We start from the raw sequence: 17394 nt of genomic DNA, 5'->3' as shown, positions 1-17394 counted from the left end.
TCGAAAACGTTTTCGTTATGAAAAATATAAATTGAATGTATCTTAAATATAGATTTGTCAAAAATTAACTAAATAAAATATCAAATAACTAAAATTTAGACAAATGAATTCGATTAGAAAAAATGGATTTTTATTGATCTTGCTATTAATCTCAGTTAGTACTGCTATGGCACAATCAATATCAGGAAATGTAAAAGATCAAGCTGGAGTGCCTTTACCAGGAGTAAATGTTATTGTTGATGGAACCACAAAAGGTGCCGTTACAGATTTTGACGGTAACTATATCATTAATGATTTAGAAAATGGTAGCTACACTCTATCTGCAACGTTTATTGGGTATGCAAAAACATCACAAAGTATTACTATTGATGGAGCAGATATTACTGTAAACTTTACTATGTTGGAGGACGCTCAGTCTTTAGATCAAGTAGTAGTAACAGGTGTTGTTAACCAAAAATCAAAATTAGAGTCTAGTGTGTCTGTTTCTACTATGGGTGCTAAACTTATTGAACAAGCTTCTCCAAGAAGCGCAGGTGAGCTTTTTAGAAATATACCAGGTATACGTGCCGAATCTTCAGGAGGTGAAGGTAATGCAAACTTTAATGTACGTGGTATTCCAGTATCTTCTGGTGGTTCAAGATATTTTCAAATTCAAGAAGATGGTCTTCCGCTTATGTTATTTGGAGATATTTCATTTGGTAATGCCGACAACTTCTTAAGAATCGATTCTAATATTGGCAGAGTTGAAGCTATTAGAGGTGGTTCTGCATCTACACAAACATCAAATGGGCCAGCGGGTATAATAAACATGATAAGTAAAACTGGTGCTACTGAAGGCGGTTCTTTAGCTACAACTTTTGGTTTAGACTATCAGACTAGTAGGTTAGATTTTGAATATGGTTCGCCACTAGGAAATGGATTTTCTTTTCACTTAGGAGGATTTATGAGAACTGGTGAAGGTCCAAGAGATATTGGATATCAAGGAAATAAAGGTGGGCAATTTAAAGCGAATCTTACAAAAAGATTTGAAAATGGATATGTACGTGTTTATACCAAATTTTTAAATGATAGAACTGTTATGTACATGCCAATGCCTGTAGGTTTAACAGGAACAAATGATAATCCTACTTTTGGAAACTTAGATGGATTTGATATCACTAGTGATGCTCCTCAGTCTGCTAACATCCAAAACACTTATGGTGTATATGATGGTAATCCTGTTCAAAACGATATGAGAGACGGTAATAACCCTGTAAGTAAGTCAATTGGTGCAGAGTTTTCTTTTGATCTTGGAGATGATTGGAAAATTAAAGGTAAAGCAAGATACTCTAATAATTCAGGGCAATGGAATGCTCCATTTACTGCTGGTGTAGGAACTGTAGCAGATATAGAGCAAGGCGTAAGAGATGCTAGTGGAGCAACTGGAGCTTTAGTATATCAAGACGGAACACCATTTGCTCCTGCTAATGGGCTTGCACAGGATATCAGATATTTTGATGTAACTATAGATGATTTAGGTAACTTTTTTAGTGATGTAAAAATTACAAAGGCTTTTGGTGAAAATATAGGTGTAACAGCAGGTTTGTTTACTGCAACACAAAATACTAAAATTGGTTGGCACTGGAATTCTGCAATTTCTGAAGTTGCTGGAAACGGAGAAGCTAGATTGGGAATATTTGAAGGATTTTCTGAAGGTGGAGCCTATTCTTTTGGTCAACCAGTTTGGGGTAACTGTTGTCAAAGAAAATATAATACAGTACATAATGTAAACTCTCCTTATGTTGGTGTAGATGTTGCTATTAATGAGAAATTAAATTTTGACGGTAGTATTCGTTTTGAAAATGTTAGTGTTAATGGTACAATTAATTCAGGTCAGTTATCTAATTTAGATGCAAACGGAGACTTAATAGGTTTTGATTATAATAGTGATGGAGTTATAAGTCCTTTTGAATCAACTATTCCTACAATTGCTGGTAATCCAGGTCAGACTGTAAACGATGAATATAATTTCACTTCTTTCTCAGCTGGTTTAAATTATAAAATGAATGATGGAGCTGCTGTATTTTCAAGATATAGTAAAGGTGCTTCAGGAAGAGCAGCAGATAGAAATACTTATGGAGCAAATGGAATAGCTGATGTACAGTTTGATGAAGTAGCTCAATTTGAAGTTGGATATAAACAAAGATTGAATAATGGTGTTTTTAACGCTACTCTTTTTTCAAGTAAAACCGAAGAAGGTTTAAGCAACGAATTAAATAATGTTGTTGGTAGCCCATTTAAAGCTATTGGTTTAGAGTTAGAGTCAGCAATGAGATTTGGTGATTTCTCTGTAAACGGCTCAGTTACTTACACAAAAGCTGAGATTGACGGTGATGGCCCAAATGCTGGTAATACACCAAGAAGGCAAGCTGATTTTGTTTATAATCTAGCGCCTACTTATTCTTTTGGTAAGAGTAAACAACATCTTTTAGGTTTAACATTATTAGGTACTTCAGAATCTTATGCTCAGGACGATAACGATCTTGTTATGCCAGGTTACGCATACTTAAATGCAGTTATTAGAGTAGGATTAACTGAAGGGTTATCTTTAAGCTTAAATGCCAATAACTTGTTTGATACAATTGGAGTTACAGAAGTAGAAGGTAATGGAAATATTTCTGCTGGTTTAGCTAGAGCTAGAACTATATCTGGTACTTCAACAACTATGTCATTAGCATACAAATTTTAAGAAATGTATTTAGTTTGATTTGAGTTTGTTAACAAAAGAGTTGGAGTTTTATGCTAAGTTCCAACTCTTTTTAATTAAATATTTTAAATAATGAAAGCTTTTATTTATTCAATAGTATTTATTTTAAGCATTACTAACGTTAGTTTTGGTCAAGTTTCAAATTCAAAATTAGGTAGTGGTACAGAACTAAAAAAATCTAAAAAGATGATTGTTTACGGTAGTGATACCTGCCATTATTGTATTGATACTAAAGCATATTTAAAAGAAAGAAATATAGATTTTATTTATTACGATGTAGATGTGAATCTTTTAAAACAAAGAGAAATGCTAATAAAACTTCAAAAGGCAGGAGTTCCGGTTGATAACTTATCCTTGCCAGTTGTAGATTTAGGAGAGAAGCTTATTATGAATGGTGCTAATTTTGAAAATTTCCTTAAAAAATTAAACTAAGATGAAGATAAAAAAACCAAGTTTATCCTTTTGGCAAATTTTCAATATGAATGTGGGTTTCTTAGGCATTCAATTTAGCTTTGGTTTGCAACAAACAGCAGTTAATCCTATATTTTCATTTTTAGGAGCACATCATGAAGATTTACCATTATTGAATCTTGCTGGGCCAGTTACAGGTCTAATTATTCAGCCAATTATTGGAGCAATTTCAGATAAAACATGGTCTCCACGTTGGGGAAGGCGTAAACCGTTTTTTTTAATAGGTGCGATAATAGGTAGCTTATGTTTATTCGCATTTCCTTTCAGTCCAACACTTTGGTTTGCTGTTGGTTTGTTGTGGATTCTTGATGTTGGGAATAACATGGCTATGGAGCCTTATCGTGCTTTTGTAGGGGATAAATTACCAAATAAGCAGTTAAGTTTTGGGTATCAAATGCAAAGTTTATTTGTTGGTGCTGGTATTGTTTTGGCAAATGCTTCTATATTTCTTTTTCAAGATTGGTTTGGTGCTCCAGAAGCAGTTGAGGCATCAAGTGGTATTCCTAGATGGTTGTATTATTCATTTTTTATAGGTGCTTTGTTATCGGTTTCAACAATTTTGTGGTCGGTTTTAAAAACACCAGAAATACCTCCATCTGATGAAGAATTTGAAGAGATAAAAAAGCATAATGCTCTACCATTTTCTGATAGGATAAAAACACCATTTATAGAAATAGTAGATGCCATAAAGGATATGCCCAAATTTATGTGGAAATTATCAGGGGTGTATTTATTTCAATGGTATGCGCTATTTGTATACTGGCAGTTTATCTCTCCAATGTTTGAAGAGAGTATGGGTTTTAATAAATCTGAAGCTTTAAGTCAAGCAGCAAAAATGAATACGACATATAATGTCTCAACAATAGTTTTTGCATTAGCACTTGTGCCATTGGCTTTAAAGTTTGGAGGAAAAAAAGTATATGTGTTTAGTTTGTTTTTAACAGGAATTGCAATGCTTAGTATTCCGTATATACAGGATCCGCTATTAGTTATATTACCAATGATTTTGTTTGGTATAGGTTGGGCTGCAATGATGGGTATTCCTTATTCTATGGTTTCTAAAATTGTACCTCAAGAACGACGCGGTGTTTACATGGGAATATTAAATATGATGATTGTTATTCCTATGGGTATTCAAACTGTAACATTTGGTCCTGTTGTAAAAAATCTATTGAATAATAGTGCAGTTAATGCCATATTATTTGGTGGTATATTTTTTATAATAGCTGGTGTTTTAGCCTTGAGACTCAAACAACCAGAATCTAATGATGAAATCGAAAATTTAGACATTCAAGTGGGTGGCGGTCATTAATTTATAATTAAGAAAAAATAGTTTTGAAAAATAACAATAAAGATATAGATGTTCTTTGTGTTGGTGAGGTACTTGTAGATTTCATTGGGCATCAAACAGGAGTGCTTATTAATAATACAAGAGACTATCACAGATATCTAGGAGGTTCTCCAGCAAATGTTGCTATGAATTCAGCAAGATTAGGTTTGAAATCTGTATTAGTAGCAACTGTAGGTGATGATGGTTTTGGTGAGTATATTTTTGAAAGACTCAATGAAGTTGGTGTAAATACGAATCATATTAAAATAATAAACAAAAAGCCTACAAGTGTTATTTTTGTATCAAAAACAGATAGTACACCAGATTTTATTCCTTTCAGAAAAGCAGATTCTCATATTTTAGAAGGCCAAATTTCAAAAGACTTACTTTTAAAAACAAATATATACCATACAACTTGTTTCGCTTTAAGTAAAGACCCTGCACAAACTACTATTCTAAAAAAAGCAGAAGAGGCTTTTGGTTTAGGTTGTAAATTGAGTATTGATGTTAATTATGCAAAAAAATTATGGCAAAATCAAGAAGAAGCACTAAATGTTATAAAATCGTACTGTAAATTTAATCCTTTGGTAAAGGTTAGTGAAGACGATATGCTTAGGCTTTTTGAGAAAAAGATGGAACATCAAGACATATTTGATTTTTTCCATTCTGAAGGTGTAGATACTGTTTGTTTAACCTTGGGAAGTAAAGGCGTAAAGTTATCTCAAAAAGGAAAAGATATTGTTCAATTACCTGCCATAAAAATTGATGTTGTGCAAGATGCAACAGGTGCAGGTGATGCATTTTGGTCTGGGTTTTTGTTTGCATATATAAAAGAAAAGCCTATTGAAAAATGCTTAGAGGTAGCGCTTCAATTGGCGGCATTAAAACTTCAAAATGTAGGCAGACTACCAGATAATATAAATATTCTATCCGAACTTTTATAAAAATTAATGATGTCTAAAAATTCAAATATTACTAACGGCGTTATGCTTAATGCATACCCAGATAGTATTGGTAATACATTAAGCGATACTATAAGTGTACTTGAAATGCCAGAGTTTAAAGGTGTTTTTTCGTTGTTTTATGTATTGCCAACCTTTTTTAATAGTGATTTAGATAGAGGGTTTTCTATAATAGACTATAATCTTAATAAAGATTTGGTTTCAAAAGATGATCTGAAAGCGTTAGAGAAATTAAATATTCAACTCAAATTTGATATTGTACTAAATCATTTATCGGTAGCATCACCCCAATTTAAAGATTTACTCAAAAACGGTGAGCAATCAAAATACAAAGATTTTTTTATCAATTGGAATAGCTTCTGGGAAGATCATGGTGCTTTAGGGGAAGATGGTATCATCATTCCAGATGAAGAATTTCTTAGTAAATTGTTTATGAGAAAATCAGGTCTTCCAATTTTAAAAGTACCTTTTCCTGATGGTACAGAGCAACCATATTGGAATACCTTTTACCAAAAAGTTAATGAGGATAACACCTTATTAGGTCAAATGGATGTTAATGCAAAATCTGAATTGGTTTGGGGTTTTTATGAGGAGACCTTACAAAAAGTTAGCGACTATGGTTGTAAAATTTTAAGACTAGATGCCTTTGCTTATTTACATAAAGAAATTGGACAATCTAACTTTTTTAACACACCAGGTACTTGGCAATATTTAGAGCGAATTAAGGACATTGCAGATAAAAATGATTTAACGCTTTTACCAGAAATTCATGCAGAATACGGTTTGCATTTACATGATGAGGTTGCAAATAAAGGGTATCAAATTTATGACTTTTTTTTACCAGGATTAACTATTCATACCATTGAAACTAGTAATTGTAAAGCGCTTATTACATGGGCTAAAGAAATTATTAGTAAAGGTTATAAAACAGTAAATATGTTGGGTTGTCATGATGGGATTCCTGTACTAGATTTAAAAGGTAAAACAGTTAATGGTAATTATAACAAAGGTTTACTGGAAGATGATGAGATTGAAACTATCATGAGGACAATTATGAAACGTGGTGGTCGTGTAAAAAATTTATATGACCCTGAAGGAAACAAGATTTCATATTATCAAGTAAATGCTACATTTTTTAGTGCATTAGGTGAAGATGAAAAAAAATTATTACTAGCCAGAGCTATTCAAATATTTATGCCAGGGATTCCTCAAATATGGTATTTAGATATTTTTGCGGGTGAAAATAATTATGAAGCAGCTGATACTGGAGGAAGTGCTGGACATAAAGAAATTAATAGAACTAATTTAACCATGCAAAATGTTAAAGAAGGACTTAAAAGAAAGGTTGTGTTAAATCAGCTCAAATTATTAAGATTAAGGAATACTTCCAAAGCATTTTTAGGAACCGTAAGAATCAATGAAACTTCAGATAAGATAATCGATATTAAATGGGTTAATCAAAATGAATTTGCTCATTTTGTAGCAAACCTTAACACATACAGCTTTAAAATAAACTACACAGAAGGAGAGCGACTCAAATGTTATACTTTTTAAAGTATAAATTTATATTTAAAAAGAAATATCAATTTCATAAAAGATTAGGCATTTACTTCTAAGGATTGTTATATTTGTTCGTTTAGTTAATAATCCATTATCATGAGCGAAGAAAGCAAACGAAGAGAGGCCCTTATATACCACGCAAAACCAACTCCAGGAAAAATTAAAGTTGTTCCAACCAAAAAATACGCTAGTCAAAGAGATTTGTCACTGGCCTATTCACCCGGAGTTGCTGCACCTTGTCTAGAGATTGAAAAGGATAAGGATTCAGTTTATCGTTACACTGCAAAAGGAAATTTAGTAGCTGTAATTTCTAACGGAACGGCTGTTTTGGGTCTGGGAAATATTGGTCCTGAAGCCTCAAAACCAGTGATGGAAGGGAAAGGTTTATTGTTCAAAATTTTTGCAGATATAGATGTTTTCGATATTGAGGTTGATACCGAGAATGTTGATGAATTTATTGAAACCGTAAAAAATATTGCGCCCACTTTCGGTGGAATAAACCTTGAAGATATTAAAGCGCCAGAAGCGTTTGAAATTGAAAGACGTTTAAAAGAAGAACTGGATATTCCAGTAATGCACGACGACCAACATGGTACAGCAATTATTTCGGCCGCAGCTTTACTAAATGCAGTAGAATTAGCAAACAAAAAACTTGAAGAAGTAAAAATAGTTATTAGTGGAGCTGGAGCTGCTGCAATCTCATGCTCACGATTATATCAAGCCTGTGGCGCAAAACTTGAAAACATGGTGATGTTGGATAGTAAAGGCGTTATTAGAAAAGATAGAGCTAGTTTAACTCCTGAAAAAGCAGAATTTGCAACAGATAGAAAAATAGATACACTTGATGAAGCTATGAAAGATGCCGATGTATTTATCGGGCTTTCTATGGCAGATATTGTTACTCCAGAAATGTTGTTAGTAATGGCTAAAAACCCAATAGTTTTTGCTATGGCTAACCCAAATCCAGAAATAAAATACGATTTAGCTATTGCAACACGAAAGGATATCATTATGGCCACTGGGCGAAGCGACCATCCTAATCAAGTAAATAATGTTTTAGGATTTCCTTTTATCTTTAGGGGTGCATTAGATGTTCGAGCTACTAAAATTAATGAAGCTATGAAAATGGCAGCGGTTAAAGCGCTTGCACGATTAGCTAAAGAACCAGTGCCAGAACAAGTTAATATCGCATACGGGGAAACACGTTTAGCTTTCGGGAAAAATTATATTATTCCAAAACCTTTCGATCCGCGTTTAATTGCCGAAATACCACCAGCAGTTGCTAAAGCTGCTATAGAAAGTGGTGTAGCTAAGCATCCTATTAAAGATTGGGTAAAATATGAGGACACACTGCTTGAGCGATTAGGTTCTGATAATAAGTTGGTAAGATTGCTTTTAAATAGAGCGAAATTAAACCCAAAACGAGTTGTTTTTGCTGAAGCAGATCAGTTAGATGTTTTAAAAGCTGCCCAAATTGTATATGAAGACGGTATTGCAATTCCAATTTTATTAGGTAGGAAAGAGACTATTGAATCATTAATGAAAGAAATTGAATTTGATGCCGATATTACGATTATTGACCCAAAAACTGAGGAAGAAAACCACCATAAAAATAAATACGCTAAAGTATATTGGCAACAACGAAAACGTAGAGGTGTTACCTATTATGCGGCGCAACGTTTAATGAGAGAGCGAAATTATTTCGCAGCTATGATGGTAAATGAAGGCGATGCAGATGCTGTAATATCTGGATATTCAAGAAATTATCCTACGGTTGTAAAGCCTATGTTAGAGCTTATTGGTTTAATGCCAGGTGTAAGTAGAGCAGCTACAACCAATTTAATGATGACCAAAAGAGGTCCTCTATTTTTAAGTGATACCTCAATAAATATAGATCCAGATGCAAAAACATTGGCTAAAATTACTCAAATGACTAATAGTGTTATTAAAATGTTTGGGTTAAATCCTGTTTTGGCTATGGTTTCTTATTCCAATTTTGGTTCATCAGGAAACGAGAGAGCTTCAAAAGTAAGAGAAGCCGTTTCATTGTTGCACAGAAATTTTCCTGATATGGTTGTCGATGGAGAGTTGCAAACAGATTTTGCCTTGAATGATGAGATGCTTCGTGAACGTTTTCCGTTTTCAAAATTAGTTGGCAAAAAAGTGAATGCGCTAATCTTTCCAAATTTAGATTCAGCCAATATTACATACAAATTATTAAAAGAATTACATGAGGCAGATTCAATTGGGCCAATAATGTTAGGTATGCGAAAACCGGTTCATATTCTTCAATTAGGAGCTAGCGTTGATGAAATTGTAAATATGTCGGCTATTGCTGTTATTGATGCACAGCATAAAGAAAAATGGGAAATGGAACATGCAGAAAAATAGAGTATTTAAATGTGAATAATTTTATTACATTTGGCTAACTAACAACAACTCATGATAACTCATATTCAAGGAAAGCTTTCCGAGAAAAACCCAACACACGTCGTTATAGATTGCAACGGTGTTGGCTATATGTTAAATATTTCACTTCATACCTATTCTCAAATTCCTGATGATGAAAATTTAAAATTGTATACACATCTTCAGGTTAAAGAAGATTCCCATACATTGTTTGGTTTTTCATCTTTAGCAGAACGAGAAATTTTCAGATTACTACTATCTGTAAGTGGTATAGGTGCTAGTACAGCACGAACTATGTTATCTTCCTTAACACCAAAACAAGTAAGAGAAGGTATAGCAACTGGTGATGTGGCTTTAATACAGTCTATAAAAGGGATTGGTGCAAAAACAGCACAACGTGTTATTTTAGATTTAAAAGACAAAGTTTTAAAGATTTATGATATTGATGAAGTTTCTGTTTCTAAAGGCAATACCAATAAAGAAGAAGCGTTATCTGCTTTAGAAGTGCTTGGTTTTATAAAAAAACAGGCTGAACGTGTTGTGGACAAAATTGTTGTGCAACAACCAGATGCTAGTGTTGAAGTTATTATTAAGCAAGCCTTAAAAAATTTGTAATAGATTTTGAATATAACTAACCTCGAATTATATAAATCACTAAATTATTGTTACTCAAAGCGCAGAAGTACTTTTTTAATTTTCGTGTTTTTGTACTCAGCGTTTGCTTGGTCGCAACAACCAAGTCAGCCTCAAGATTCCATAAAAAAGGGCTTTAATTTAGGGACAATTAAAACACCAAATCCTAATAGTGTTGAGTCTAAATATACTTACGATCCTATTTCTAACAGATATATTTATACCCAAAAAATTGGAAGTTATGATATTAATTATCCAATAATACTTACTCCAAAAGAGTATTATGATTTAGTAGCCAAGGAAAGCTTAAAATCATATTACAAAGAAAAGATTGATGCGTTTTCGGGTAAAAAAGATGGTACAGACGATTCGCAGAAAAACTTATTGCCAGAGTTTTATGTGAATTCAGATTTTTTCTCGTCTATTTTTGGTAGTAATACTATAGAGGTAGTGCCTCAAGGATCTGTTGAAATGGATTTAGGTATACTATTTTCTCAACAAGATAATCCATCATTCTCTCCAAGAAATAGAAGTAATTTCACTTTCGATTTTGACCAACGAATTAGTTTAAGTTTATTAGGAAAAGTTGGTACTCGACTTCAAGTAACAGCAAATTACGATACGCAATCTACTTTCGATTTTCAAAACCTTGTAAAGTTAGAATATACTCCAACCGAGGATGATATCATTCAAAAGATAGAAGTAGGTAACGTAAATATGCCACTAAATAGCTCTTTAATTACTGGCGCACAGAGTCTATTTGGTGTAAAAGCACAATTACAATTCGGAAGAACAACGGTTACAGGTGTGTTTTCTGAACAAAAGTCGCAAGCGAATACCGTTGTAGCACAAGGCGGTGGCACTCTTGAAGAGTTTGAATTGTTTATTAGAGATTATGATGAAAATAGACACTTCTTTTTATCGCAATACTTCAGAGATAATTATGATATTGCCCTAGAAGACTATCCATTTATAAACAACAAAGGATTACAAATAACAAGAATTGAGGTTTGGATGACAAACCGTAGTAATAGAACAGATAATGTTAGAAACATAGTAGCACTTCAAGATTTAGGAGAATCTGATATTATTGGGCTGCAAACACCTCCTGCAGGTTTTGTAAACACTGGTTTTGGGGCTTTTCCTGATAATAACAATAATGATTTTGACCCAAGCAATATTGGAGGGGCTGGCTCTCAATTAACAGAATCTATTAGAGATATAGCAACCGTGCCATCTGGAATATTAATTCCAAACGTTAACGAAGGTTTTGATTATGCCAACCTAGAAAATGCTCGAAAATTAATTCAAGGACAAGAATATACTTTAAATACGCAATTAGGTTATATATCGCTTAATCAACGTTTAAACAATGATGAGGTTTTAGCTGTAGCATTTCAATTTACAGTTGGCGGACAAGTTTATCAAGTAGGTGAATTTGCAAACGATGGTGTGGACGCAACCGATGTAGATAATAACTCAGGGCAGATTACTAATCAGAATTTAATATTAAAACTATTAAAAAGTAGTATTACAAATGTAGATTTACCAGTTTGGGATTTAATGATGAAAAACATCTACGACACGGGTGCCTTTAATTTGAGTCAAGATGATTTTAAGCTTAATATTTTTTATAATGAAGCATCACCGCTAAACTTTATTACACCAGTTGGTACAACACCATTCCCAGATCCAGGGCAAAATGAAGATCCTCTTGATGAAAGTCCTTTATTACGTGTTTTTAATTTAGATAAATTAAACTTTAACAACGACCCACAGTTAAAAGGTGATGGGTTTTTTGATTTTGTACCAGGAATGACGGTTCTTCCTCAATCTGGTAGAATAATATTTCCAAGTGCAGAACCTTTTGGAGAATTCTTATTTAAGAAATTATCCCTTAACACTTCTGAAGATTACGCAGATACTAATACCTACAACGAAAATCAAGCAAAATATGTTTACGATATACTTTACAGCAGTACAAAAACAGCTGCTTTAGAAGAGGTAGAGAAAAACAAGTTTAAACTTCAAGGGCGTTATAAATCTTCTGGTAGTAGTGGTGGTATTCCTATAGGCGGCTTTAATGTGCCCAGAGGATCGGTAAGAGTTACTGCTGGTGGGCGTGTCTTAGTTGAGGGTGTAGATTACACCGTAAATTATACCGCAGGAACTGTGCAAATTTTAGATGAAGCTTTAAAAGCTTCTAATACTCCTATTGAAGTATCTACAGAAAATAACGCCGTTTTTGGTCAACAAACAAGACGTTTTACAGGAATTAATATTGAGCATAAGTTCAATGAAAATTTCATAATTGGAGGAACATTACTAAACTTAAATGAGCGGCCAATAACACAAAAAGCTAACTTTGGTACAGAACCTATAAATAATACTATTGTTGGTTTTAATGGGAATTTCTCATCTAAAGTACCATTCTTAACACGAATGGCTAATAAGTTGCCAAATATAGATACAGATGTAGAGTCTAACTTATCTTTAAGAGGCGAGTTTGCTTATTTAGCTCCAGGAGCACCAAAAGGTACTAATTTTAATGGTGAAGCAACATCTTACATTGATGATTTTGAAGGCTCTCAAAATGGTATAGACTTACGCTCGCAGCAATCTTGGTTTTTATCGAGTAGACCTTTGGGTTTAAATACAGATATAAATCCAACAGCAGATGAGAATGGAGTTCAAAATGGTTTTGAGAGAGCTTTGTTAAACTGGTATAGTATAGACCCTATATTTTACAGCAGCCAAAGACCAGCCGAAATTTCAGATGAGGATTTATCAAGTTTATATACCAGTCGCGTTTTTATAAATGAATTATTTCCTGATAGACAAGTAGTGCAGGGGCAAAATTCGGTACTTTTCACTCTAGATTTGGCGTATTACCCACAAGAAAGAGGACCATATAATTATGAGCCTTCAGCTTCAGATGATGTTCTAGAAAATCCAGAAGATTCTTGGGCAGGAATTACAAGGCAATTAACGTCGACAGATTTTGAACAACAAAATGTAGAGTATATAGATTTTTGGGTGCAAGATCCTTTTCAAGATAATCCAACAAATCCTGGTGGTAAACTAGTATTTAACTTAGGAAATATTTCTGAGGATATTATAAAAGATGGTAGAAAATTATATGAAAACGGTTTACCACAAGATGGAGATGTGTCGCTTCTGCCAAAAACACAATGGGGGAGTGTTGTTCCGCAAAACCAATCATTAATTTATGCATTCGATACTACTGGCGAAGAACGTACAAATCAGGATGTAGGTTATGATGGTTATGATGATTCGGAAGAAGCACCAAGTGATGATCCTAGGTTTTCAGCATTTAGTAGTTTAGAAGACCCTGCGAAAGATAATTATGAATTTTTCTTAAATGCAGAAGGTAATATTTTTGAACGCTATAAAAAATACAATGGTATTGAGGGGAATACTCCAGATACGTTTACAAATACGGATCGAGGCGCAAATACGCAACCCGATGTTGAGGATATTAATCGTGACAACACCATGAACACGATTGATAGTTATTTTGAATATGAATTAGATATTACAAGACAAAATTTGCCATTATCAAAAGCTGATTTTGAAAATTTACCAAGCACCAATCGTTTAAAAGATTTTTTAAGAGATTTTAAAGAAACACCTCGTACATTACCAAATGGAGAAACCAGAAATGTAAGATGGTATCAATTTAGAATTCCAATTAATGTACCATTAGAAAAGTTTGACGATACAAATTTTCCAGAATACAAAAGATTTGGAGGAATTACCGATTTCAGATCCATTCGATTTACCAGAATTTATTTAAAAGAGTTTCAACAACCTACTGTATTTCGTTTTGGAACACTAGACTTAGTAAGAAGTGATTGGAGACGCTACACACAAGCTTTGGATGTAAATGACCCAACGCCAGACGACCCACAAACAGATTTCACAGTTGGTATTATTGGTACTTTAGAAAACGAGGGGAGTTATGATAGGCCCCCAGGAATTGAGCCTGAGCAATTGTTTAACAACAATACAGTAGTGCCTCAAAACGAGCAATCTTTAGTCGTTAAGGTATGTAATCTAGAAACAGAAGACTCTAAAGCAGTATTTAAAAATATCAGCATTGATATGCGTCAATTTAAACGTATAAGAATGTTTATGCACGCAGAGGATGATGATGTAGGCACTTTAACTGATAATGAGTTGGTAGGTTTTATAAGAATGGGTAACGACCTTAATGAAAACTACTATCAAATAGAAATTCCTTTACAGGTTTCAACGTCAACAACAAGAGAAGGTTTATGGCCAGAAGCCAATGAAATCAATTTACCAATTGAATTATTGGGTCAAATTAAAGCTCTAGGTATTGCAGATGGCTCTTTGTCAAATGTAGATGCTACGTTTTATGATGTTATAAATGATGAGGCTATTCTTGCTTCAGACCCTTTTTCTGGTTACGTTTCAGGACAGCAAAGAATTGCCATAAAAGGGAACCCGAATTTTGGAGATGTTAGAACACTTATGGTTGGTGTTAAAAACGCAACCAATAGAAACGATCTTTGTGGTGAAGTATGGTTTAACGAATTGCGTTTATCTGATATGGATAATGAAGGTGGTTGGGCTGCCGTAGTTAGTATGGATACTAATATTGCCGACTTTGCAAATATTAGTGCTACTGCAAGACAAAGTACTTCTGGTTTTGGTTCGATAGAGCAAGGCCCAAGTCAACGTAGTTTAGAAGACGTTAAGCAGTACGATGTAGTAACTAATATAAATGTTGGTCAGTTATTACCAAAAAAATGGGGTTTACAAGTGCCTTTTAATTATTCACAGAGCGAAGAACTTGTTACACCAAAATACGATCAATTTTATAAAGATTTAACCCTAGAATCTAGATTGGCTGCTGCAAATGATAATGCAGAAAGAGAGCAGATTAAACAAAATTCTGAAGATTATACTAGGCGCCAAAGTATAAACTTTATAGGTGTTAGGAAAAACAGAACAACAGACAAGAAACCACGTATATATGATGTTGAAAATTTAACACTAAATTACTCATACAACAAAGTGGAACACAGAGATTTTGAAATTGAAAACTCGGTTGATAAAACCTTGCGAATGGGAGCTAATTATGCTTTTAATTTTAATCCTGTAAAAATTGAACCTTTTAAAAAGAATGACTCGCTTTTTACAGGTAAATATTGGAAAATTTTAAAGGATTTCAACCTTAATTTGTTGCCAGCAAGTTTTACAGTTAATACAAATTTAAATAGACAGTTTAATAAGCAAAAGTTTAGAGAAATAGATCTTGGTGGAGGCAATATTGGTATAGAGGAATTGTTTAGGCGTAACTATACTTTCGATTTTGAATACAACATAAACTATAATTTAACTGATGCTTTACAGTTTAATTTTTCGGCATCAAATAATAATATAGTTCGTAATTATTTTCAAGATAACATTTTAAATGGAGAACAAGATCCAACTTTAGATGTTTGGGATGGGCTTTTTGATTTTGGCGACCCTAACAGGCAATACCAACGATTAGGGGTAACATATCAATTACCTATAAATAAAATTCCAACCTTTAGTTTTATAAATGCAACTTACGAGTACAGTGGCGATTTTCAATGGCAAAAGGGATCGGATTTATTTGGAGATCTTGAGTTTGAGGGGGAAACTTACGACTTAGGAAACACCATTCAAAATTCTAATACGCACAATATAAATGCTTCATTAGATATGAATAGGTTTTATAAGTATATTGGATTGGTTAAAAAACCAATCAGACGAGTTAGAACAAGAACAAGTGGAGGGCCTCCGGGAGCAAAACCAAAAGACTCTAAATCTGTAAAACAAAAAAGTCAGGCAGTTACGAAGCTTCTAAATGCTGGAGTTGATATATTAACAAGTATTAAAAGAGTACAAATTAACTATTCTGAAAACAACGGAACCTTTTTACCAGGTTTCACTCAAACACCAGGTTTTATAGGTACTTTAAGGCCTACTTTAGGCTTTACATTTGGAAGTCAAAGTGATATAAGAGATTTAGCTGCCAGAAGAGGATGGTTAACCTTTTTCCCAGAATTTAATCAACAATACACAACAACAAATACAAAGCAATTAGACTTTTCTGCGAATTTAGAGCCTGTAAAAGACTTGAAAATTGATATTGTAGGTAATAGAGCATACAATGAGAATTTTTCAGAAAACTTTAATGTAGATCAAAGTACAGGTATTTACAATCCTTTAACGCCAAATACTTTTGGTAATTTTAATATATCTACAATTTTAATTAAAACAGCTTTTAGTAAAAGTGATGGAGTATCATCTGATGCGTTTGATGATTTTAGAGACAACAGAATTACAGTAGCTAGAAGATTAGCAGCAGAAAGAGGTTTTGATGTAAATGATGTAGATGCTGACGGTTTTCCGAAAGGTTTTGGAAAAACCAACCAAGCAGTATTGTTGCCAGCATTTTTAGCAGCTTACTCAGGACAAGACGCAAGTAAAGTAAAAACAAGTGCTTTTAGAGATGTTCCAATTCCTAACTGGGATTTGAAGTATACAGGTTTCATGAAATTTAATTGGTTTAAAAAACGATTCAAACGTTTCTCATTAACTCATGGCTATCGCTCTACTTACACAATCAATCAATTTCAAACAAATTTAGATTACAATTCAGCAAATCCCAATATTCCATATGAATCACCTTTACAATCTATAGCATTAGATCAAGCAGGGAATTTTAAAAACGAAAGATTATTTAGTAATATAAATTTAACAGAAACTTTTAGCCCTTTAGTACGAATAGATATGGAGATGAAAAATTCTATAAAAATTCTTGCTGAAGTTAGAAAAGATAGGATGCTTTCATTAAGTTTTGATAATAACTTAATGACTGAAATTTTAGGAAACGAATACATTATTGGTCTAGGTTACAGAATTAAAGATTTAAGAATTCGATCTAATTTAGCAGGACCAAGTAAACGAATTGTAAGCGATTTAAATATGAAAGCAGACATTTCTGTTCGAGATAATAAAACCATTATTAGATATTTAGATTTAGAAAACAATCAAGTTACAGCTGGTCAAACTATTTGGGGTTTAAAATATTCAGCAGATTATGCGTTTAGTAAAAACTTAACAGGAATATTTTATTTTGATTATTCTTTCTCTGAATACGCTATATCTACAGCATTTCCATTAACAACAATAAGGTCTGGATTAACTATCAGATATAATTTTGGGAATTAACAAATATCTGTTTGAATTTTGAATTTGAA

The 17394-nt window shown here is 33.2% G+C and carries 8 protein-coding genes; all 8 read left to right on the top strand.

The features are described 5' to 3' along the window. Window positions 1-103 precede the first annotated feature (103 nt). The 8 genes from ABD939_RS11345 to sov all read left to right on the top strand — a co-directional run bounded on the left by ABD939_RS11345 (window position 104) and on the right by sov (window position 17365). Window positions 104-2728, top strand: coding sequence for a TonB-dependent receptor (locus ABD939_RS11345; RefSeq protein WP_345168601.1), 2625 nt, complete (start codon window positions 104-106; stop codon window positions 2726-2728). Between the two features lie 90 nt (window positions 2729-2818). After that, a complete protein-coding gene (locus ABD939_RS11340; RefSeq protein ID WP_345168599.1) occupies window positions 2819-3178 on the top strand; it encodes a glutaredoxin domain-containing protein in 360 nt (119 codons plus the stop codon). A 1-nt stretch (window position 3179) separates the two neighbouring features. Continuing rightward, complete coding sequence (locus ABD939_RS11335; RefSeq protein WP_345168596.1) at window positions 3180-4529, top strand: MFS transporter; 1350 nt, start codon at window positions 3180-3182, stop codon at window positions 4527-4529. Between the two features lie 23 nt (window positions 4530-4552). After that, window positions 4553-5491, top strand: coding sequence for a carbohydrate kinase family protein (locus ABD939_RS11330; protein WP_345168594.1), 939 nt, complete (start codon window positions 4553-4555; stop codon window positions 5489-5491). Window positions 5492-5497: 6 nt separating this feature from the next. Then, the gene (gtfA, locus tag ABD939_RS11325) at window positions 5498-7063 is read left to right on the top strand and encodes a sucrose phosphorylase (RefSeq protein ID WP_345168591.1); all 1566 of its coding nucleotides are present in this window, start codon (window positions 5498-5500) and stop codon (window positions 7061-7063) included. A 102-nt stretch (window positions 7064-7165) separates the two neighbouring features. Continuing rightward, window positions 7166-9460: an NADP-dependent malic enzyme gene (locus tag ABD939_RS11320; protein WP_345168588.1), complete on the top strand. Its 2295-nt coding sequence runs from the start codon at window positions 7166-7168 to the stop codon at window positions 9458-9460. A 51-nt stretch (window positions 9461-9511) separates the two neighbouring features. After that, a complete protein-coding gene (gene ruvA / locus ABD939_RS11315; RefSeq protein ID WP_345168586.1) occupies window positions 9512-10093 on the top strand; it encodes a Holliday junction branch migration protein RuvA in 582 nt (193 codons plus the stop codon). Between the two features lie 6 nt (window positions 10094-10099). Further along, window positions 10100-17365, top strand: coding sequence for a T9SS outer membrane translocon Sov/SprA (sov, locus tag ABD939_RS11310; protein WP_425550286.1), 7266 nt, complete (start codon window positions 10100-10102; stop codon window positions 17363-17365). Window positions 17366-17394 lie beyond the last annotated feature (29 nt).

Source organism: Algibacter aquimarinus, assembly GCF_039543265.1.
GTDB classification, from domain to species: domain Bacteria; phylum Bacteroidota; class Bacteroidia; order Flavobacteriales; family Flavobacteriaceae; genus Algibacter_B; species Algibacter_B aquimarinus.
Note: the sequence above shows the minus strand (reverse complement) of the source record. Positions and strands in the feature narration are given on the sequence as shown.